At 35.8% G+C, this 19,977-nt stretch carries 21 protein-coding genes and 1 riboswitch; of the genes, 11 read left to right on the top strand and 10 right to left on the bottom strand.

Annotated features, from left to right (window positions below; translation table 11 throughout):
- Positions 1-45: 45 nt before the first annotated feature.
- The 10 genes from OXQ85_RS11370 to OXQ85_RS11325 all read right to left on the bottom strand — a co-directional run bounded on the left by OXQ85_RS11370 (position 46) and on the right by OXQ85_RS11325 (position 10,352).
- Positions 46-615, bottom strand: coding sequence for a GNAT family N-acetyltransferase (locus OXQ85_RS11370; protein WP_267404634.1), 570 nt, complete (start codon positions 613-615; stop codon positions 46-48).
- A gap of 118 nt (positions 616-733) precedes the next feature.
- Positions 734-1,480, bottom strand: coding sequence for a hypothetical protein (locus OXQ85_RS11365; RefSeq protein WP_267404633.1), 747 nt, complete (start codon positions 1,478-1,480; stop codon positions 734-736).
- A gap of 16 nt (positions 1,481-1,496) precedes the next feature.
- Entirely contained in the window at positions 1,497-2,264 is a 768-nt protein-coding gene (locus OXQ85_RS11360; protein WP_267404632.1) for a sulfite exporter TauE/SafE family protein, read from the bottom strand.
- Positions 2,255-2,707: a FixH family protein gene (locus OXQ85_RS11355; RefSeq protein WP_267404631.1), complete on the bottom strand. Its 453-nt coding sequence runs from the start codon at positions 2,705-2,707 to the stop codon at positions 2,255-2,257. Before OXQ85_RS11355 ends, OXQ85_RS11360 begins: the two co-directional genes overlap by 10 nt.
- 9 nt (positions 2,708-2,716) lie before the next feature.
- On the bottom strand, positions 2,717-4,171 hold the full coding sequence (gene ccoG, locus OXQ85_RS11350) for a cytochrome c oxidase accessory protein CcoG (protein ID WP_267404629.1): 1,455 nt from the start codon (positions 4,169-4,171) through the stop codon (positions 2,717-2,719).
- Between the two features lie 99 nt (positions 4,172-4,270).
- Positions 4,271-5,152 (bottom strand): cbb3-type cytochrome c oxidase N-terminal domain-containing protein, encoded by an 882-nt coding sequence (locus OXQ85_RS11345; RefSeq protein WP_267404626.1) that lies wholly within the window; start codon positions 5,150-5,152, stop codon positions 4,271-4,273.
- 10 nt (positions 5,153-5,162) lie between these two features.
- Complete coding sequence (locus tag OXQ85_RS11340; RefSeq protein WP_267404623.1) at positions 5,163-5,360, bottom strand: CcoQ/FixQ family Cbb3-type cytochrome c oxidase assembly chaperone; 198 nt, start codon at positions 5,358-5,360, stop codon at positions 5,163-5,165.
- Positions 5,361-5,375: 15 nt separating this feature from the next.
- Positions 5,376-7,637, bottom strand: a complete 2,262-nt coding sequence (gene ccoN, locus OXQ85_RS11335; protein WP_267404621.1) for a cytochrome-c oxidase, cbb3-type subunit I — start codon at positions 7,635-7,637, stop codon at positions 5,376-5,378.
- A 5-nt stretch (positions 7,638-7,642) separates the two neighbouring features.
- On the bottom strand, positions 7,643-7,867 hold the full coding sequence (gene ccoS, locus OXQ85_RS11330; RefSeq protein WP_267404619.1) for a cbb3-type cytochrome oxidase assembly protein CcoS: 225 nt from the start codon (positions 7,865-7,867) through the stop codon (positions 7,643-7,645).
- Positions 7,868-7,976: 109 nt separating this feature from the next.
- The gene (locus OXQ85_RS11325) at positions 7,977-10,352 is read right to left on the bottom strand and encodes a heavy metal translocating P-type ATPase metal-binding domain-containing protein (protein ID WP_267404843.1); all 2,376 of its coding nucleotides are present in this window, start codon (positions 10,350-10,352) and stop codon (positions 7,977-7,979) included.
- 89 nt (positions 10,353-10,441) lie between these two features.
- Here OXQ85_RS11325 and OXQ85_RS11320 point away from each other — a divergent pair, with 89 nt between their 5' ends.
- The 11 genes from OXQ85_RS11320 to thiH all read left to right on the top strand — a co-directional run bounded on the left by OXQ85_RS11320 (position 10,442) and on the right by thiH (position 19,822).
- Positions 10,442-11,155 carry a Crp/Fnr family transcriptional regulator gene (locus tag OXQ85_RS11320; protein ID WP_267404617.1) on the top strand — a complete coding sequence of 238 codons (714 nt, stop codon included), beginning with the start codon at positions 10,442-10,444 and terminating at the stop codon, positions 11,153-11,155.
- Positions 11,156-11,220: 65 nt separating this feature from the next.
- The gene (gene panB / locus OXQ85_RS11315) at positions 11,221-12,036 is read left to right on the top strand and encodes a 3-methyl-2-oxobutanoate hydroxymethyltransferase (RefSeq protein WP_267404615.1); all 816 of its coding nucleotides are present in this window, start codon (positions 11,221-11,223) and stop codon (positions 12,034-12,036) included.
- Positions 12,037-12,039: 3 nt separating this feature from the next.
- Positions 12,040-12,366: a hypothetical protein gene (locus OXQ85_RS11310; protein ID WP_267404613.1), complete on the top strand. Its 327-nt coding sequence runs from the start codon at positions 12,040-12,042 to the stop codon at positions 12,364-12,366.
- Positions 12,367-13,047: an RNA pseudouridine synthase gene (locus tag OXQ85_RS11305; protein ID WP_267404610.1), complete on the top strand. Its 681-nt coding sequence runs from the start codon at positions 12,367-12,369 to the stop codon at positions 13,045-13,047.
- 568 nt (positions 13,048-13,615) lie between these two features.
- A riboswitch (TPP riboswitch) is annotated at positions 13,616-13,715 on the top strand.
- A gap of 60 nt (positions 13,716-13,775) precedes the next feature.
- Positions 13,776-13,982 (top strand): sulfur carrier protein ThiS, encoded by a 207-nt coding sequence (gene thiS / locus OXQ85_RS11300; protein ID WP_267404607.1) that lies wholly within the window; start codon positions 13,776-13,778, stop codon positions 13,980-13,982.
- Between the two features lie 25 nt (positions 13,983-14,007).
- Positions 14,008-15,819, top strand: coding sequence for a phosphomethylpyrimidine synthase ThiC (gene thiC, locus OXQ85_RS11295; RefSeq protein WP_267404604.1), 1,812 nt, complete (start codon positions 14,008-14,010; stop codon positions 15,817-15,819).
- A complete protein-coding gene (locus OXQ85_RS11290; RefSeq protein WP_267404602.1) occupies positions 15,816-16,400 on the top strand; it encodes a thiamine phosphate synthase in 585 nt (194 codons plus the stop codon). The genes thiC and OXQ85_RS11290 overlap by 4 nt, the downstream gene beginning before the upstream one ends.
- Complete coding sequence (locus OXQ85_RS11285; protein WP_267404600.1) at positions 16,376-17,119, top strand: hydroxymethylpyrimidine/phosphomethylpyrimidine kinase; 744 nt, start codon at positions 16,376-16,378, stop codon at positions 17,117-17,119. Before OXQ85_RS11290 ends, OXQ85_RS11285 begins: the two co-directional genes overlap by 25 nt.
- Before the next feature lie 113 nt (positions 17,120-17,232).
- Positions 17,233-17,847: a thiamine phosphate synthase gene (locus tag OXQ85_RS11280; protein WP_267404598.1), complete on the top strand. Its 615-nt coding sequence runs from the start codon at positions 17,233-17,235 to the stop codon at positions 17,845-17,847.
- Positions 17,844-18,620, top strand: coding sequence for a thiazole synthase (locus tag OXQ85_RS11275; RefSeq protein ID WP_267404596.1), 777 nt, complete (start codon positions 17,844-17,846; stop codon positions 18,618-18,620). Before OXQ85_RS11280 ends, OXQ85_RS11275 begins: the two co-directional genes overlap by 4 nt.
- 83 nt (positions 18,621-18,703) lie before the next feature.
- A complete protein-coding gene (thiH, locus tag OXQ85_RS11270) occupies positions 18,704-19,822 on the top strand; it encodes a 2-iminoacetate synthase ThiH (protein WP_267404595.1) in 1,119 nt (372 codons plus the stop codon).
- Positions 19,823-19,977: the final 155 nt, after the last annotated feature.

Here is a 19,977-nt window from a genome sequence, read left to right as displayed (position 1 = left end):
ATGAATATCAATATGCTAATAAATGTACTGAGGTAAAGCTCTGTATTAAACATATTTCAGAAAATAAAGTGGATAATCTAGTTCAAAAGTCTCATGGAAAATGGTAAAGCCGTTTTTCTTATAAAAAGCTCTGTTTTCAGGCGTTGTGGTTTCTACATAAATCAACTGATTTTTATAAACTTCCAGGCTTTCTTTCAGTAATTTTGTGCCTACGCCATTTCCTTGTTCATCGGGAAGAACTCCCATCAACCAAAGATGAATGAATTTTTCTTTTGGGTGATAATTACTTAATAATTTTTCTCTTGTTAAAACTTTAAACACATTTTCTACCCCAATACAGTTGAATAAAAGTTTTGCTTCAAGAATAATTTTCTTCAATCCAGAGCCTTTTTGTTCAAGATATAAAACACAGCCTTTTTCATCGTCACTTAGAAAAACCTGTCCATAAAGCATAGACATATCAAACTGATATTCCATTAAAGATTTCAGTCTTTTATATCGATTTCCTGATTTTTTTACTACAAAGTTGATGGAATTGGGAATAAGCACATCTATGAATGCTTTACACAAAATATCAACCACTTTTGCTCTGTCTTCATGGCGAGCCTTTTTCATTCAGTTCTTTTTCCAAATGTACTGAAATATAAAAGCGTTTGCAATTCATTTTGAATGAGATAAGGTGATTTTAAGGAAAATTTAAATAAAAAACCACCGAAATTTTCGGTGGCTTCACTTATTCAGTTACAATGACGATTTTTTTATCCTTGTTGGTTAGTTTTTTCTGTTTTTCATAGAGCGATTCCAGATCGTATTCTATTTTTACAGAGTGATCGTCGATTTGCTTTAGCCAATCATGTTTTCCGGTGATGGATTTTATTTTTCCATCAAATTTTAACGTAGTTCCTACTTGTTTTAAGAACATCATAAGCATTCCTTTGGTACTTCCTTCGCTTTCAGAACCTCCGGATGGAGAGTTTTTGCTCATCGCATCTTCAATACTTTTAATGTTAAAATTGTCGGTATCGATCGTTAGCGTTTTTCCATCCCAACTATTATAGATGTTTTGATCTAAAGGCAATTTTTCCTGTTGAGTGTAAGCATTTAACTGTTTGTAATCACTTTGGTTAAAGTGGTCCAGTTTTAAAGCAAAAGAGGTAGGTTCATTATTTTCTTTTGTAGATTTTAAAAACATTTTCTTCATCAAACGCAATGAATCCGGATCTTTGGTTTTTAGTTTTCCCTGTTGTTTTTCCAAATCGTAGAAGCTCGTCCACGTTGAAGGAAGTTTATCCAAATCACCAAACTCTTTATTTTTCAAAGAATCGGGCGTCATCGCTTTCATTTCTTTTACAAAATCTTTAATATCAATATCTGTAATGGCTGTAGATGATGCATCTTGATGATAAACAACCTCAGAATTTATCTTGCATGATTGCAATGCAAAAAGACTGATAATGAGTAAAAAGAATGTTTTTTTCATGGTTAAAAAGTAATTATTAATGACAATTCGTATTCGAATGTTGATGTGTGCTGTGATCTCCCGGCAAATGACAGTCGCCCTGATTGTCTTTTGAGATCGTCATAGCTTCTGCTCTTGGCGAAATATAAGGAATTCCCAATTCAAGACCTCTTACAATAAATAATCCTCCTAAAATGATCATTACTACCGGAATTGCTTTTAAGACTTTTATTCTGAACGCCTGATTCATTAGATTTCCAACTAAAACTACGGCAAACATAAAGGGAAGGGTTCCCAATCCAAATAAAGCCATGTATGAAGCGCCTTGCCATATTCCGCCGCTTGCCAAACTTGCGGTTAAAGCCATATAGACCATTCCACAAGGTAAAAATCCGTTTAAAATACCGGTGGTGAATCTTGAACGATAATCTGCCTTTTGAAGCAATTTTCCTAAGTTTGATTTAACTTTAAATAAAAACTTCGAGAAAAAGGGAATCTTTGAAGCAAAATCTTTTCCTCCGAATGAAAATAATGCCATAATAATCAGCAAAATTCCTACACCAATGGTTAAATATTGCTGAATTCCGGCCATTTCAAAACCTTCACCAATAATTCCTAAGATCGCGCCCAAAAGTGAATAGGTAAAAATTCTACCGAATTGATACGTGAGATTCTGAAGGTAAAAATTGGTCGCTTGTTTCTTTGTTAATCCCATCGACAGCGCAATAGGTCCGCACATTCCGACACAGTGAAATCCGGAAGCAAAACCTAATCCGATTGCCGAAACAATAAGTGCTATTTCCATATCACATCATAATCCATTCTATAGTCTATTTTGTCTTTAGTCCACATCAATCGTAAGGTATAATTTCCCATTTTCAGCACCTGTGCAGGTACTAAAATCGATTGATTCGCATCCAATTGTTCAGATTTTTTAATATCCAAATTTTGGTCGTCGGTTCTGTTTAAAACAAATTTTACCGTAGTATTAGAATTATTATAATCTTTTGGAAAAGAAATTTTTATTCCGTTTGTATCCTGGCTGTACGTAGGTTTTTCCTGAAGTTCGTCAGCTCTTTTCTTAGCATCAATTACATCTTGATATTGCAGCTCTTCTTCATAATAATTATCGGTTACCATTTCAGAGTTTTTCTGCCCATTCGGGAAAAGAAACATCATCGATAATATAAAAACTATGAACGCAAATAATGCGATTACAACACCGTGTCCCCAACTAAAGTTCTTCATTTCTAAAATTTAAAATTGTAATTTAAATGGTCCTTCGAAATAGGTTTGATAAGAATCTACCAATTTCCCATTCATATCATAGACCCCAATGGTGATATTTTGTTTTGAAAGTTTCATGTCATCTTCCGGGAAGCTGATATTGATGGTTCCTTTCGTAATTTTATCTCTTTCTACCGTAATTTTGCTTGATGCGCTGTAAATAATTTCACCGTGCTCAGGAGAAATAACTTTTACGGTAACGATCTTTTTATCATTTGTTTTGTTTAAGAAAGTATAATTGTAGGTATTGGTAATTTTTCCGTCTCTTACAAAGAATGTACTTCCGGCTGGTTTAATGAATTTAGCCTCCATTTCTCCACGGCTTGATAACAAATACCCTAAAAATACCACAAGCCCTAAAAGAAGAATGGCAAAACCTTTCATTCTTCCGGTAAACTTGAATTTCGTTTCCTGTTCAATTTCATTCTCAGAAGCATAACGAATCAATCCTTTTGGAAGACCTACTTTTTCCATTACTTCGTCGCAAGCGTCAATACAAGCAGTACAGTTTACACATTCTAATTGTTGTCCGTCTCTAATGTCGATTCCTGTTGGACAAACAACTACACACTGATGACAATCGATACAATCTCCTTTTCCGGCTGCTTTTCTGTCTTCACCTTTTCTCCATTTAGATCTGTTTTCCCCTCTTTTAAAATCGTAAAAAACATTGATAGTATCTTTATCAATTAAAACACCCTGCAACCTTCCGTAAGGGCAAACCAATGTACAAACCTGCTCTCTGAACCAAGCAAATACAAAGTAAAATGCGGCAGTAAAAAGAATCATGACCATAAAGTTGGTCGGGTTGGCAAATGGCCCTTGCGAAACGATATTCAGAACTTCTTCATATCCTACGATATACATAAACATGAAATGGGTTATAATTAATGAAATGATCACGAAGATCGTCCATTTCAAACTTCTTTTCCAGATTTTTTCAGAATTCCATTCCTGTCGATCAAGCTTCATTTGCTTGTTTCGGTCTCCTTCAATAAGATAATCTATTTTACGAAATATAGATTCCATAAAAATTGTCTGAGGGCAAATCCACCCGCAGAAAATTCTTCCGAATGCAATCGTAAACACGATAATGAATATTAAAGAAGCTATGGCTCCTAAAGTAAGGATAAAAAAGTCTTGAGGATAGAAAGGCTGTCCGAAGATGAAAAACTCTCTATCGATGACATTAAACAAAATCAGCGGATTGCCATTTATCTTAATAAACGGAACCGTAAAATAAACTAACAATAAAACATAACTTACAATGTTTCTATAGTTGGTAAATTTACCTTTCGGTTTTCTTGGAAAAACCCATTTTCTCTTCCCGGATTGATCCATCGTGCCTATAGAATCTCTGTAAGTCTCAGGATCCAGAACTTGTCCCTGTCCGCCGCGTACTTCTATTTCTTCTATGTCTGACATTTTGTAAAGTGTTTAAAAAAAGAAAAACATAATTCGCTACTAGTTTTTAGTTAATAACAAATTATGTTTTTCATATGTTCTATTTTTTCTTTTTAAAAATTATTCCTTTTCCCAATGTGCTTCTGTTCCCTGAGGAGCAGCTCCACCCTGAGCCGGCGTAACTGGAGGTTGTTCTTGGTTGATGTGGTACACATACGCTGCAATTTTTTCAATTTCAGCACCAGAAACTTCACCATTTTTACCGAATGCTCTCATCGCCGGGTTAGTAGGAGAACCATTCCAGTCCATATGGAATACGTTTTTGAATAACGTTTTCTCTGGCTGGTTGATCCAGTAGTTATCAGTCAAGTTAGGACCGATACCACCACTACCGTCTTCTTTGTGACAAGATGCACAGTTTGTTTTAAATAATTCTTTACCTTCTGCAATATTATCTGCTGAATATTTAGCAGTTTCGATCGTTACAGGTGGCTGAGTTGCTTCGTAAGCTGCAATGCTTGCAATCTGCTCTTTATATTCTTTCTCGTACTCGCTCAACGGGTGTGCGAAATCCGTGAAAGAGTATGCGCATATATATACAATACAAAAAGCAGTCCCAAAATAGAATAAACCTACCCACCATTTTGGTAATTGGTTATCCAGCTCCATGATCCCATCAAAACCGTGGTCGATAAGGATATCTTTCTCATGAGAATCTGATTGCTTTTTGAAAGCGGCATCATATTGTCTCTTCAAGAAAGGGATTTTCTTTTCAGCTAAATATGCATCTTTTTCTTCTTGAGATAATTTTTTGAATTTATTATTTTCAATCAAATCTCCGATAGCACTGTGAATGTACGCCAGGATACCAGCGATCACTACAGTTCCCCAGAAATATGGTGAGCCTAAAAACGCGTAGCTTTGTACAAACAGATAATAAAAAACTATTAAAAGTCCAATTATTATTGCAATGTTTACAACAACCGGTGTTCTTTGTTTCATAATAAGTAGTTTAATTTTTTAAATTAAAATCATCTTCATCATCCCCCAAAGGCGCTTCTTCTTCTTCTTTATAATATTTTTTAGGCCTGCTAAAAACATATACTATAAGAGCTACGAAGAACAGCAAAAAGAAAATCAGAGCCAGCGTCTGGTAAAAACCAGCGTTTTCTGTATTGGATAATATATCTTTAAAGTTCTGAGGAATCATGTTGAACCTTTAATGTTAGTTATTACTTGCTGTTTTAATTTCCGTTGTCTTGATATCTGTACCTAATCTTTGAAGATAAGAGATCAAAGCTACAATTTCTTTTTTCTCTAGTTCTCCTTGTGGTCTCTTAGCATACGCTGTTTTTAAGTCAGCTGCTTCAGAGAAGATATCTTTTACAATTTTCGAAGCCTGGTTGTTTGCCCATGTGTCAGCAGAATCAATTTGAGCTTTTGTATAAGGTACATCAAATGTATTCTTCATCAGCTTCATTTTGTCTACCATTTTAGATCTGTCTAGGTTAGTAGCGATCAACCAAGGGTAACGAGGCATGATAGAACCTGCAGATGTAGATCTTGGGTTATACATATGCTTATAGTGCCAAGAACTTGGGTTTTTACCTCCTTCTCTATGTAAGTCTGGTCCTGTTCTCTTAGAACCCCATAAGAATGGTCTGTCATAAACGAATTCTCCTGCTTTAGAATACTGTCCGTTTTTACCGTTAAATCTTACGATCTCATCTCTGAACGGTCTTACCATTTGAGAGTGACAAGCGTTACAACCTTCACGGATATAAATATCTCTACCTTCTAATTCTAGCGGTGAATAAGGCTTCACAGCAGAAATTGTAGGTACACTTTTCTTAAGAGATAGTGTAGGGATAATTTCCACCATACTACCGATTGAGATTGTCAATAAAGACAATACTGTTAATAGAGTAGGCATTCTTTCCAACCAAAGGTGGAATCCTTCTCCTTCTTTTCTTTTGTTTCCGATGTTGGCCAAAGCAGGTGCTTCTGCAGGTACATCTTTTTGGAATGATCCTTTTCTTACTGTTGCAAAAACGTTCACAACCATTAGAAGAGCTCCTGAAATGTAGAATAAACCTCCTACAAATCTCATTTTAAAGTAAGGGATAATAGCAGTTACCGTATCCAACCAGTTTTTCCATAATAATGTTCCGTCTGGGTTGAATTGTTTCCACATTAAACCTTGAGTAAATCCTGAAATATACATAGGTACCGCATAGAAAATGATCCCTAATGTACCTAACCAGAAATGCCAGTTAGCTAATTTCGTAGAATATAATTTTGTTCTCCACAAGATGGGTACCAAGTAGTAGATAACCCCGAATGCCATGAAACCATTCCATCCAAGTGCTCCTAAGTGTACGTGACCGATAACCCAGTCTGTAAAGTGACCAATTTTGTTGATGTTTTTTGTTGCCAAAAGCGGTCCTTCAAACGTTGCCATACCATAACAAGTAACTGCAACTACGAAGAACTTCAGAATAGGATTTTCTCTTACCTTATCCCAAGCTCCTCTTAATGTAAGAAGACCATTTAACATACCTCCCCAAGATGGTGCAATAAGCATGATAGAGAAACCAGTTCCTACTGCCTGTGCCCAAGCTGGTAAAGCTGTATACTGAAGGTGGTGAGGCCCAGCCCAGATATATACGAAAATTAATGACCAGAAGTGAATAATAGATAGTTTGTATGAGAATACAGGTCTGTCTGCTGCCTTAGGTAAGAAATAATACATTAAACCTAAAACCGGTGTCGTTAATACGAATGCTACTGCATTGTGACCGTACCACCACTGTACAATGGCATCTTTTGCCCCTGCGTATGCTGAATAAGATTTCCAGCCAGTGAAAGATAACGGAACTTCTAAATTGTTGAAGATGTGAAGCATTGCTACGGCAACCCAAGTACCCAAATAGAACCAGATGGCAACATAAAGGTGTCTTACTCTTCTTTTTCTGATCGTTAAGATCATATTCGCTCCGAAAATAATCCAAGATACCGCAATTAAGATATCAATTGGCCATTCGTGCTCAGCGTATTCTTTTGAAGTATTGATCCCCATAAAGAATGTGATGAATGTAGCGACGATCATCAACTGCCATGTCCAGAAATGAATCCATGAAAGTGTATCACTGTACATTCTTGTTTTCAATAATCTCTGTGTAGAGTAATAAACCCCTACATAAACAATATTACAAACAAATGCAAAGATTACCGTGTTTGTGTGTAGCATTCTGATTCTACCAAAACCAAATGCACCGTGTGTGTTTATCAACCCTTGGATATTTCCAGATGCCAAACTATTAATTGTTGTATCATCTGTTCCGAAAAAGAATTCCGGAAGTTCAGGGTAGAAAAGCATTAATGCCGCCGTAAGTCCGAACGTAAACCCTATGATCCCAAAAACGATGGTCGCATAAAGAAATGCCCGAACAATACTGTTGTCATAACTAAACTTCTGTGTTTCCATATCAACTATTCACTTTTTTCTTCAATTTTATTATTTTCTCCTATTTCTTTTTCGTCTTCTGCTTTGTTGCCAGGATCTTTCTTTTCTTTGACTTCGTCTTCAAAAAGAATTCTCACAGCCGGAGATTCGTCATCTTCAAACTGCCCTTTTCTGGCGTACACTATAAACACGACCAAGAAAACCGCAGCTAAAGAAACACTGCATAAGATCATTAAATATAGAATATCCATTGGACAACAAAATTAACCTATTTTCGGGGTTCAAATTTAGTGAAAAATAATGACATTCATCACGAAATACGGGTTTTGGCTAATTTAAAATCAGTCTAAATAAGGGCTTTTAAGCACGTTTTTTGAAATATTTTCTTCCCAAAATCCAAGTCGAAAGTGTCGTAAATGAAACCACGGTAATGGAACTTGCAGGCATGATAAGCGCCGCAAAAAGAGGATGCATATGCCCTGTCACAGCGTAACTTAAACCTACAACATTATAAAGAAAACTGATTATAAATGTCATTTTCACAATCGTGATCGAACCTTTGGCTACGTTCAGATAGTTATCCAGCGTCACTACTTTTTCACCATTCATAATCACATCAGAAGAAGGGGTAAAGCTGTTAGAATCATCGGCAATGGCAATTCCTACATTACTTTGTTTCAATGCTCCGGCATCGTTGAGGCCGTCTCCAAGCATTGCTACTTTCATGTTTTGATTCTGAAGTTCTTTAATGTAATTAAGCTTATCCTCTGGATTTTGGTTGAAAGCCATCCCTTTATAATTCGGAATTAATTCTTTCAATTGATTTTCTTCTGAAGAATTGTCACCACTCAGAATGAAAATTTTATAATTAGTAAGCTTACCGAACAAGCTTTTAAGGTTTTCGCGATATTCATTTTTAAAGATAAATTTCCCTAAAAATTCATTGTTTTTGCTGATGTATACCGCTGTTTCAAGATTTTTAGATTCCTGATTATTGTAGCGTGCAGAACCTATTTTGTAAATATTACCTCTTACACTCGCTTCATATCCTTTCCCTGAAATTTCTATAAAGTTTTCCACCGGAAAATACTCGTCTTTCACTTCAATAAATTCATACAGAGACTTAGAAAGCGGGTGATTGGAGTTTTTTAATAAAGATTTGATATTTAGTAAATCAAATTCGTTGATTTCAGTTCCTTCAAATTTTATATTTGATTTTTTTCTATGTGTAATCGTTCCGGTTTTATCAAAAACAATGGTATCTAATTTGGCGATTTTTTCAATCGTTAAAGTATCTTTTACATAAAACTTATTTCGACCTAAAATCCTCATAATGTGACCGAAAGTAAACGGTGCAGACAATGCAAGCGCGCACGGACAAGCAATAATTAAAATCGCCGAAATCACCTGAAACATTTTCTCCAAATCAACTGTTGCCCAATAAATTCCAGAAATTAAAGCAATGCCTAAAATGATGAATGTGAAATATTTACTGATGTTATTGGTCAGTGTGTCAAGTCCTGTTTCGTGTTTTTTGAAAGCTTCCTTGTTCCAAAGCTGTGTTAAATAACTTTGGTCAACATCTTTAATTACTTCCAATTCCAAAGAAGAGCCAATCTGCTTTCCTCCCGCGAAAATTTTATCTCCAGGCTGTTTGCTGATGGTCGCACTTTCTCCGGTAATAAAACTGTTATCGATATTTCCTTCACCATTAATCAAAATCGCGTCAACCGGAATAATTTCCTGATTTCTAACTAGAATTCTGTCACCGATCTTGACTTCAGAAAGTAAAATATTATCCTGTTTTCCTTCAAAATCAACTTTTGTAACGGCAATTGGATAAAATGATTTGTAATCTCTGTCGTAAGAAAGTGCGTTGTAGGTTCTCTTCTGGAAAATTTTACCCAAAAGCATGAAAAACAGTAATCCGCAAAGGGTATCGAAATATCCCGGACCGTAATTGGTGGCAACTTCATACAAGCTTCGTCCGAAAAGAACGATAATTCCCAAAACGATAGGAACATCAATATTAACAATCTTGTTTTTTAAACCATACCAAGCCGATTTATAATAATCTGAAGCCGAATAAACCACAACAGGAATCGCCAAAATACACATCAACGCTCGGAAAAGCCCTTTGTAATGCGCCATCCAGTAATCTTCCCCGCCAACATATTCCGGGAAGGCAAGAAACATTCCGTTACCAAAAGCAAAAGCGGCAATCGCAAATTTTACCAGTAAAGATTTGTCTAAATGCTCAACGTTTTTATCCGCAGTTTCAAGGCTGATGACAGGTTTATAGCCTAAATTAGTTAAAAAATTAGCTAATTCGCTTAATTTTAATTCGTCATGGTTAAAAGAAATCTGTAAGGTCTTTCTTGTGAAGTTAACCTGAGAATATTTGATATTAGGGTTCAATGTATGAAGACTTTCTAATAACCAAATGCAAGAAGAACAGTGAATTACAGGAATCTTAAAGGTGACTAAACTCGTGCCTCCTTCCGAGAAATCGGTGACTTTGTCGAAGATCTCCTGAGTATCAAGATATTCGAATTGTGAAGTGTTTTCATCAGGTCGAATTCCCGCTTTCTTATTTAATTCGTAAAAATTAGTTAAGTTGTTGATATTCAGAATTTCGTAAACAGACTTGCAACCGTTGCAACAGAAAGTCTTTTCGTCAAATAGAATTCTTTCTTTTTCTATCCCTTGACCGCAATGAAAACAGTTATCACTCACCTCCATAAATTATTGAACTACAAAATTATAACAATTTTTTTTGTTTATCGAGTTAAAAAGTTCTATTTTTGTGATAAATGTCATATAAAATGTCGCAGGAACAACAGATTGCAATTGAGGAGAGGTTCGCAAGAGTTTTTAATGATAAATCATTCAAGGAAAGACTTTCCAGCGCTGATTTTGAGAAATACATAAACGCAAAAAAGAAACTGAGTTTTCAGAAGCACGACACCATTTTTGAAGATGGTGAAACGCCAAGAGGGGTTTATGTACTCGAAAAGGGAGCTGCCAAGCTATCAAAATCGGGGGCTTTCGGAAAAGATCAGATTTTAAGATTTATCAAAGAAGGGGACATCATCGGCTATCGTTCTTTACTTTGCGGGGAAAATTTCCAGGCGAAGGCTGAGGCAATGACGGATATTGAGGCTACTTTTTTACCGGCAGATATTTTCATGTATCTTTTGGAGGTAGATCCTCAGCTCTCTTTCGTAATGCTCCAAAAAATTTCTTATGAATTGGGAGAATCTTCCAACACCATTACTTTCCTTGCTCAAAAAACGGTGAGAGAAAGATTGGCGGAAATTTTACTTCTTTTAGAACAAAAATTAGGTGTAGATCCTGAAGGATTCATCAAAATTTCTTTAACGAGAGAAGAAATTGCCAACATCATCGGAACGGCTACAGAAAGTGCAATTCGTTTAATATCAGAATTTAAAGGAGATCAGCTCATCGAAGTAGACGGAAGAAATATCAAAATTCTCAACCACGATAAATTAATGAAACTAGGTCACGTAGTTTTATAAAAATCATACAAAAACTTTAAGTCGGCCTAGTGCCGACTTTTTTAACTTTAAAAAATAGATACATTATGTCTGTTCATTCTGAAATTAAAAAAGTTACGACTGAAACCTTGCGAAAAATGAAATTCGACAAGGAAAAAATTACGATGCTTACGGCATACGATTTTACCACTGCTAAAATGGTAGATGCGGGAGGAATTGATGCGGTTTTGATAGGTGATTCTGCAGCAAATGTAATGGCGGGTTTTGAAACTACGTTGCCAATTACTTTGGATCAGATGATTTATCATACGCAAAGTGTGGTGAGAGGAACAGACCGAGCTTTGGTGATTGCTGACTTGCCTTTTGGAACGTATCAGAGTAATCCGGATTTAGCTTTGGAATCTGCAGTAAGAATGATGAAAGAGGGTGGAGCTCATGCTATTAAAATTGAAGGAGGAAAGGAAATTTCAAAATCAATAAAAAAAATAATCAATGCCGGAATTCCTATTATGGGACATTTGGGATTAACACCACAGTCTATTTATCAGTTCGGAACCTATAAAGTAAGAGCAAAAGAAGAAGCGGAAGCAGAAAAACTAATTGCAGATGCCCAATTATTGGAAGAATTAGGTTGTTTTGGAGTTGTTTTGGAGAAAATTCCTGCAGATTTGGCTAAAAAAGTAACAGAATCTATTTCAATTCCAACAATAGGAATCGGAGCCGGACCTCATTGTGACGGTCAGGTTTTGGTGTATCACGATATGGTAGGAATGAACAAAGGTTTCAGTCCGAAATTTTTAAGAAGATATCTTGATTTATATACAGAAATCAGTGGAGCTGTTGCTCAATATGTGAAAGATGTGAAAGGTCAGGACTTCCCTAACGAAAACGAAAGTTATTAATTCATGAGAAATCAACAGTCTACTCAGGGAATTTTATCGATTATTGCACTGGTTTGCCTTGTAGCAGGTTGGTTTAATCTTTTTTCTCCCGATGTCAATACTTTATTGTCACGAAAAGTGTTCTATGTTTTAATCGGAGCAAGTTTTTTCCTGCAGGCACCTGCAATGAAAAATCAGAACTTCACCTATGCAATGTACGCTGCGGCGGCTATTTGTGTGCTTGGAGGTTTGTTTATTCCGCTGGGAACAAGATTAGAATCTATTAAAACCGTTGGGCTTTTGGGCGGAATTATTCTTTCAATTGCAAGCAGACCCAGCTATCGACAGTAAATGATGGAGGAGCAGATTGTATATGAAGACAATCATCTTTTGGTGATTAACAAGAAAGTAGGACAGCTCGTACAGGGTGACAAAACCGGCGATGATTCTCTGTTAGAATTAATCAAAGGTTTTATAAAAAAAAGAGATGCCAAGCCGGGAAATGTTTTTCTCGGTTTGGTTCATCGTATTGATAGGCCGACTTCGGGTTTGGTGATTTATGCTAAAACTTCAAAAGCATTATCGCGTTTAACTCAAATGGTTAAAAATCGCGAGGTCAAAAAGACATATTGGGCAGTTGTGGCTAAGGAAATGATTCCTAAAACGCAACGATTGGTTCATTATCTAAAGAAAAACGAGAAGAATAATAAAGCGATTGTTTTTCCCAAAGTTACAGATGGTGCAAAAGAAGCCATTCTTACCTATAATGTGATTAAAACGTTGGATAATTATCTTTTGTTGGAGATCGATCTTGAAACGGGAAGGCATCACCAGATCAGAGCACAGTTATCAAAAACCGGCGTTCCGATTAAAGGCGATTTAAAATATGGTTCGCCACGCTCCAATACCGATGGCGGGATTAATCTTCACGCCAGAAAACTGGAATTTATTCATCCGGTGACCAAAGAAAATATTGAAATCATAGCTCCCGTTCCGCAAAATGATGCGATTTGGAGAGCTTGTGAAGAGTAAATTATTAAAATAAAAGTTAGAAAAAGGAAACTGAATTATTCGGTTTCCTTTCTTATTTTTTTAGGAGCTATTTCCCGCTTTCCGCACTCGCTATTTTGTTAGTTTCGGCTCGGCGGCGAAGCCGCCGAGCCGAAACTAACAAAATGAGCTCAAACAAATGCTTCAATCGTGGCTAGACATTCGTCATGAATTTAAATATCCTCAAAAAACACTACGATTACCATCCAATAAAAACCTTAAGCCCACATTTTTTTCCACGAAATAGAAAACACAAAGATCTGCGTCATCCGCAAAATCAGCGAGATAAATTGAAACGCAAAGTTTTAATTTAAAATAAAAATATATTCAAGCGAGCAAAAAAGTACCAACAAGTTGATTTGATGGAGTTCTATTTTCAAGCTTCGCGAAGCAAATTCATTTGTCTTTGCTCATCTAAAAAATTAAAAATCAAAATCAAAAACTTTGCGTTTAAAATAAAAAAAATATTTTAACAGCTTCCATCCTCCATCTTCCCACTTCCATCCCACACAAAAAATTTTGCCCATTTCAAAAAAATGTCTAACTTCGCTCCACACTTTAGGGGTGTCTGTTGAACAACGGGCTGAGATTTTACCCTTTGAACCTGATTTCTAGATCATACTAGCGTAGGGAAAAGTAGATGACTTTTGCTGTACATTCTATTGTACAATAACAGCCATTCCTAAGGTGCATTTTAAAAAATGTTAGGAATGGAACTCACAATCAACCACACGACAAAAATTTTTGATGTACTTCCCGAAAATCTGGAAACACTTATTGCTATGGAATTACCTGAAAAGAAAAAAGGAATTGCCGTAGCGCTCAACAATCGCATTATTCCGCAGTCATTCTGGGCGGAAACATTCCTCAACAACAAAGATTCAATTTTAATTATCACTGCTACTCAAGGCGGTTAATTTTCTATAAAAAAACAAAAAATATATGGCTCATAACATCACCCGTTCGTCTTTTCCGAACTCAAAAAAAATCTATGTTGAAGGGAAAATTTATCCAATCAGTGTAGCGATGCGCGAAATACAACTAAGTCCGACAAAATTATTCAACGGATCATTAGAACATAATCCGCCAGTCACAGTGTACGATACATCAGGAGCTTACACCGATGAAAATTCTGAAATTAATATTGAAAAAGGACTTCCGAGAATCCGTGAACAATGGATTTTAGACAGAAATGACGTAGAAATTCTTGATGGAATCACTTCAGAATACGGAAAAGCGAGACTTGCAGATTCAAAATTAGATGAATTGCGTTTTTCTTATAATCATAAACCAAAAGTTGGGAAAGAAGGCCAACAAGTTACCCAATTATACTACGCAAAACAGGGAATCATTACTCCTGAAATGGAATACATTGCCATCAGAGAAAATCAAAGAATTGAGCAACTGGATTCGGTTTCAAAAGACATGGCTTTTCAACATCAGGGAAATAGTTTTGGAGCAAAAACTCCGAAAAATAAAATCACTCCCGAATTTGTAAGAGATGAAATTGCAGCAGGAAGAGCAATCATTCCTAACAATATCAATCACCCCGAAAGCGAACCGATGATTATCGGGCGAAATTTTTTGGTTAAAATTAATGCTAACATCGGAAACAGCGCAGTTTCATCGAGTATTGAAGAAGAAGTTGAAAAGGCAGTTTGGGCTTGCCGATGGGGAGCCGATACAATCATGGATTTGTCTACAGGAAAAAATATCCACGAAACCAGAGAGTGGATTATTAGAAACAGTCCGGTTCCGATTGGTACCGTTCCGATTTATCAGGCATTGGAAAAAGTAAAAGGTGTTGCAGAAGATCTAACATGGGAAATTTTTAAAGATACTTTGATCGAACAGGCTGAACAGGGAGTTTCTTACTTCACAATTCACGCCGGAGTTTTGTTAAGATATATTCATTTAACGGCAAAACGTGTGACAGGAATTGTTTCCAGAGGCGGTTCTATCATGGCAAAATGGTGCTTGTTTCATCACAAAGAAAACTTTTTGTACACGCACTTCGAGGAAATCTGTGAGATCATGAAAAAATATGATGTTGCTTTTTCTTTGGGAGATGGTCTTCGTCCAGGTTCGATTGCGGATGCCAATGACGAAGCACAATTTGCAGAATTGGAAACTTTAGGTGAATTAACAAAAATCGCATGGAAACACAATGTTCAGGTCATGATTGAAGGTCCCGGTCATGTCCCAATGCATATGATTAAAGAAAACATGGAGAAGCAATTAGAAGTATGTGATGAAGCTCCGTTTTACACTTTAGGGCCTTTGACGACGGATATTGCACCAGGTTACGATCATATTACTTCGGGAATCGGAGCGGCGATGATCGGTTGGTTTGGTTGTGCAATGCTGTGCTATGTAACACCAAAAGAACATTTAGGACTTCCGAATAGAGATGATGTAAAAGTTGGAGTGATTACCTATAAATTGGCTGCTCATGCCGCAGATTTAGCAAAAGGCCATCCCGGAGCACAATACCGTGATAACGCTTTGAGTAAAGCTAGGTTTGAATTCCGTTGGGAAGATCAATTCAATCTTTCATTAGATCCTGAAACAGCACGATCTTATCATGATGAAACACTTCCGGCAGACGGAGCAAAAATTGCACATTTCTGCTCAATGTGCGGTCCAAAATTCTGTTCGATGAAAATCACGCAGGAAATCCGTGAATCCGCAGAAAAAGGAATGTTCGACAAGTCGCAGGAATTCATCGAAAAAGGGAAGGAAATTTATATATGATCATCGTAATTACTCCCGAAGAATTTATTCAGAATGAAGTTGAGATTATCAATGGATTATTTCAGGAAGGGCTGGATTTGCTTCATGTGAGAAAACCTTTCACCAATTCGGAAAAAATGGCGGATTTTATTCAAAAGATAAATTCAGAATTTTATCATCAATTGGTTTTGCACAGTCATTATGATTTGGCTGAAAATTTTAATATTTCAAGATTTCATTTTCGAGAAATTGATAGGCAAAATGGTTTGTATAAAAATTTTATAAATAAGACGATTTCAACATCTGTTCATGACATTGAAAGTTTTAATGAATTGAATCATGATTGGGAATATGCTTTTATCAGTCCGGTTTTTCCGAGTATTTCTAAAAAAGGATACGGTGAAAATTCGAATATTTTAAATGATATTAAAAAGCGAACTCATCCAAATGTAAAATTGATGGCTTTGGGAGGAATTAATGAAAAAAATATAAACAAAGCTTTCGAGAATAAAATAGACGGAGTGGCTTTGCTAGGCGCAATTTGGGAAAGTGATGAACCTTTAAATGTTTTCAAAAAATGCAGACAGAACGTCCTTTTGTAATGAGTATTGCTGGTTACGATCCAAGTGGAGGAGCGGGTCTACTGGCTGATATTAAAACCTTTGAGCAATTGAAAGTTCAGGGATTGGGCGTTTGTACAGCAATGACAGTTCAGACAGAATCTCAATGTTTAAGTTTGGAATGGCAACCTTTAGAAACAATTTTATCAACAATTGATGTTTTGATGAAAAATTATCATGTTGAAACAGTGAAAATCGGAGTGGTAAAAGACACTGAATTTTTAAGTGAAATCATTAAAACAATTAAAATTAATAATTCCGAGGCAAAAATTGTTTGGGATCCTGTTTTGAAAAGCACCTCTGAGTTCTCTTTTTTTGATTTAAATACAATTTCAGATTTAAAAAATGTTTTAAATCAAATTGATTTAATCACTCCAAACTATAATGAATACGAGGTTTTAAAAGAAAATCATTTTTTTGAAAACTTAGAAAATTCATGTTCGGTTTTAGTAAAAGGAGGTCACCGTGAAGATAAAATAGGGACTGATATTTTAATTCAAAATGGAAAAGAAATATCCATTGAACCGAACGATAATACTTCAGATTTTTATCCAAAACATGGTTCTGGTTGTGTCCTTTCTTCTGCAATTGCAAGTCATTTAGCAAAAGCGGAGAACTTAGAAAATGCCTGCCGAAAAGGAAAGTCTTACATAGAAAAATTTTTAACAAGCAATCCAACTTTACTAGGATTTCATTCTTAAAAATTATGATTTAAAACTTTGTTGTCTTTGTTAAGTGTTAACGCCTTTGCGAACTTAAAACCATTTAGTAGTTAAAAAAATCTCTGCGCTCTTTGCGTTTAAAATATAAGAAAATGGAAAAATTACAATATATATCTCAAGGTTTCACCATAGAGGATCAAGAACTCAATATCAGAAAAGCTCTTGATAACGGAATCAAATGGATTCAGGTTCGTTGGAAAAATGCTCCCGAAAATGAATTCATCAAGCTTTGTGAAATTTCAAAGAAATTATGTTCGGATCATCAAACGGTTTGCATCATCAACGATCATGTTCATATTGCAAAAAATATCGATGCAGACGGCGTTCATTTGGGTTTAAAAGATACTTCGATTGAAATTGCCCGACATATTTTAGGCAAAAATAAAATTATTGGAGGAACGGCAAATACCATTTTTGATGTTCTTCAAAGAATAAATGAACCATGTGATTATATCGGATTGGGACCATTACGATTTACTTCGACTAAAGAGCAATTGAGTCCGATTTTAGGTTTTGAAGGTTATGAAAAAATCATCAGCGACTTAAAAGCAAAATCTTTAGAAATTCCAAAAATATTCGCAATTGGTGGAGTTGTTTTTGAAGATCTTGAATTGTTACAGCAAATCGGAATTTATGGAGTTTCGGTTTCCGGACAAATTACCAGTCAGCCTTCTATTATCAACAAATTTAAAACTGTTTTACAATGAAAAATCAACCTTTAATTATAGCAGATAGAACTTTCGAATCGAGATTATTTTTAGGAACAGGAAAATTCGGAAACCTTTCAGAAATGACCGATTCCATCATCGCCTCAGAAAGTGAACTGGTGACGATGGCATTGAAAAGAATAGATTCTCAATCTTCGGAAGATGATTTATTGAGTGCCTTAAAACCTACAAAATCTCATCTCTTACCAAATACTTCAGGAGCAAGAACAGCAAAAGAGGCCGTTTTAGCAGCACAATTGGCAAGAGAAGCTTTAGAAACAAACTGGGTGAAACTGGAAATTCATCCCGACCCAAAATATTTATTGCCTGACCCAATTGAAACATTATATGCAACAGAAGAATTGGCAAAATTAGGGTTTATCGTAATGCCCTACATTCATGCAGATCCGGTTTTGTGTAAACGTTTAGAAGATGCCGGAACAGCGGTTGTAATGCCTTTAGGTGCACCAATTGGAACGAATAAAGGTTTGAAGACATTAGACTTTTTAGAAATTATCATTGCTCAGAGCAATGTTCCGGTTGTGGTCGATGCAGGAATTGGTGCGCCTTCCGATGCAGCAAAAGCAATGGAAATGGGAGCAGATGCAGTTTTGGTGAATACAGCGATAGCCGTCGCTGGAAATCCTGTGAATATGGCGTTAGCTTTTAAAGAAGGTGTAATTGCTGGAAGAAGAGCTTTTGAATCTGGTTTAGGAGCAATCGGAAATCACGCAGAAGCATCAAGTCCATTAACTTCCTTTTTGTTTGATTAATGAAAGAGAGTCCCGAAGGGACGATTTAATAAAGGATAGGATACAATCCTATCAAATACGGTTTGCAATTAAAACTAAATTTTATGAAGAGTTTTAAAGATTTTTTTGAAAAATATCAATGGGATGAAGTGAAAGTGAAACTTGAAAAAGTGACGTTATCCGATGTAGAAAGAAGTCTTCAAAAAAAGAATAAAACCATCGAAGATTTTCTGAATTTTCTTTCACCTGTTGCTGCGGAAAAGTTGGAATTAATGGCGAAAATGACACAACAGCTTACTCAAAAACGTTTCGGAAAAACGATTCAGCTGTATGCACCATTGTATTTGAGTAATGAATGTCAGAATATTTGTACGTATTGCGGTTTTAGCTTAGATAATTCAATCAAAAGAAAAACATTGACGAATGCCGAATTGATGATTGAAGCGACGGTTTTGAAATCAATGGGTGTCAATCATGTGCTGCTAGTGAGTGGAGAAGCAAATAAAACCGTCGGAATTGATTATTTTTTGAATGCAATTAGTTTGTTAAACCCCCATTTTGCCAATATTTCAATTGAAGTTCAACCTTTGTCGGAGGAAGAATATCAACAACTTCACGAGGCGGGAGTGAATGCTGTTTTGGTGTATCAGGAAACTTATCATCAGGAAGTTTACAAAGAATATCATCCGAAAGGGAAGAAGTCGAATTTCAATTTTCGTCTAGAAACGCCCGACAGAATAGGAAAGGCGGGAATCCATAAAATGGGATTGGGGGTTTTACTTGGCTTGGAAGATTGGCGTGTTGACAGTTTTTTTAATGCACTTCACATCGATTATCTCCAAAAACAATATTGGAAAAGCAAATACTCAGTTTCGTTTCCGAGACTTCGACCAGCGGAAGGAATTATCGAACCGAATTTTATCATGTCCGATAGAGATTTATTACAATTAATTTGTGCCTACAGAATTTGGAACGAAGATTTGGAAATATCCATTTCAACAAGAGAAAACGAAAAATTCAGAAATAATATCATTTCATTGGGAGCAACAGCGATGAGTGCGGCTTCGAAAACAAATCCCGGTGGTTATGCGGTTGATAAAGAATCTTTGGAACAATTTGAAACCAGTGATGAAAGAAGTATGGAAGAAATTAAAAGTATCATTAAAAAAGCAGGTTATGATCCTATCATGAAAGATTGGGATGCTGTTTATAGTGGAGTTTGAAATTAGTTTAAAACCATTAAGGTGGATTTAAGAAGTTAAGTTTTATTAAGGAAATATTTAAAATATTTTTTTAGCATCCAACTTATTTTATTCGCCTGAGAATACTTAATTTTTCTTAACTCCTTAATAAAATCTTAATGGTTCAAATTAAAATA

Origin of the sequence: Chryseobacterium sp. GM_Chr_2 (genome assembly GCF_026540445.1) — a bacterium.
GTDB lineage: Bacteria > Bacteroidota > Bacteroidia > Flavobacteriales > Weeksellaceae > Chryseobacterium.
Note: the sequence above shows the minus strand (reverse complement) of the source record. Positions and strands in the feature narration are given on the sequence as shown.

What these genes read in the sequence shown, in the direction of transcription:
- OXQ85_RS11370 (WP_267404634.1), bottom strand. Translation starts at nt 615, where the DNA reads ATGAAAAAGGCTCGCCATGAAGACAGAGCAAAAGTGGTTGATATTTTG.
- OXQ85_RS11365 (WP_267404633.1), bottom strand. Translation starts at nt 1,480, where the DNA reads ATGAAAAAAACATTCTTTTTACTCATTATCAGTCTTTTTGCATTGCAA.
- OXQ85_RS11360 (WP_267404632.1), bottom strand. Translation starts at nt 2,264, where the DNA reads ATGGAAATAGCACTTATTGTTTCGGCAATCGGATTAGGTTTTGCTTCC.
- OXQ85_RS11355 (WP_267404631.1), bottom strand. Translation starts at nt 2,707, where the DNA reads ATGAAGAACTTTAGTTGGGGACACGGTGTTGTAATCGCATTATTTGCG.
- ccoG (WP_267404629.1), bottom strand. Translation starts at nt 4,171, where the DNA reads ATGTCAGACATAGAAGAAATAGAAGTACGCGGCGGACAGGGACAAGTT.
- OXQ85_RS11345 (WP_267404626.1), bottom strand. Translation starts at nt 5,152, where the DNA reads ATGAAACAAAGAACACCGGTTGTTGTAAACATTGCAATAATAATTGGA.
- OXQ85_RS11340 (WP_267404623.1), bottom strand. Translation starts at nt 5,360, where the DNA reads ATGATTCCTCAGAACTTTAAAGATATATTATCCAATACAGAAAACGCT.
- ccoN (WP_267404621.1), bottom strand. Translation starts at nt 7,637, where the DNA reads ATGGAAACACAGAAGTTTAGTTATGACAACAGTATTGTTCGGGCATTT.
- ccoS (WP_267404619.1), bottom strand. Translation starts at nt 7,867, where the DNA reads ATGGATATTCTATATTTAATGATCTTATGCAGTGTTTCTTTAGCTGCG.
- OXQ85_RS11320 (WP_267404617.1), top strand. Translation starts at nt 10,442, where the DNA reads ATGTCGCAGGAACAACAGATTGCAATTGAGGAGAGGTTCGCAAGAGTT.
- panB (WP_267404615.1), top strand. Translation starts at nt 11,221, where the DNA reads ATGTCTGTTCATTCTGAAATTAAAAAAGTTACGACTGAAACCTTGCGA.
- OXQ85_RS11310 (WP_267404613.1), top strand. Translation starts at nt 12,040, where the DNA reads ATGAGAAATCAACAGTCTACTCAGGGAATTTTATCGATTATTGCACTG.
- OXQ85_RS11305 (WP_267404610.1), top strand. Translation starts at nt 12,367, where the DNA reads ATGATGGAGGAGCAGATTGTATATGAAGACAATCATCTTTTGGTGATT.
- thiS (WP_267404607.1), top strand. Translation starts at nt 13,776, where the DNA reads ATGGAACTCACAATCAACCACACGACAAAAATTTTTGATGTACTTCCC.
- thiC (WP_267404604.1), top strand. Translation starts at nt 14,008, where the DNA reads ATGGCTCATAACATCACCCGTTCGTCTTTTCCGAACTCAAAAAAAATC.
- OXQ85_RS11290 (WP_267404602.1), top strand. Translation starts at nt 15,816, where the DNA reads ATGATCATCGTAATTACTCCCGAAGAATTTATTCAGAATGAAGTTGAG.
- OXQ85_RS11285 (WP_267404600.1), top strand. Translation starts at nt 16,376, where the DNA reads ATGCAGACAGAACGTCCTTTTGTAATGAGTATTGCTGGTTACGATCCA.
- OXQ85_RS11280 (WP_267404598.1), top strand. Translation starts at nt 17,233, where the DNA reads ATGGAAAAATTACAATATATATCTCAAGGTTTCACCATAGAGGATCAA.
- OXQ85_RS11275 (WP_267404596.1), top strand. Translation starts at nt 17,844, where the DNA reads ATGAAAAATCAACCTTTAATTATAGCAGATAGAACTTTCGAATCGAGA.
- thiH (WP_267404595.1), top strand. Translation starts at nt 18,704, where the DNA reads ATGAAGAGTTTTAAAGATTTTTTTGAAAAATATCAATGGGATGAAGTG.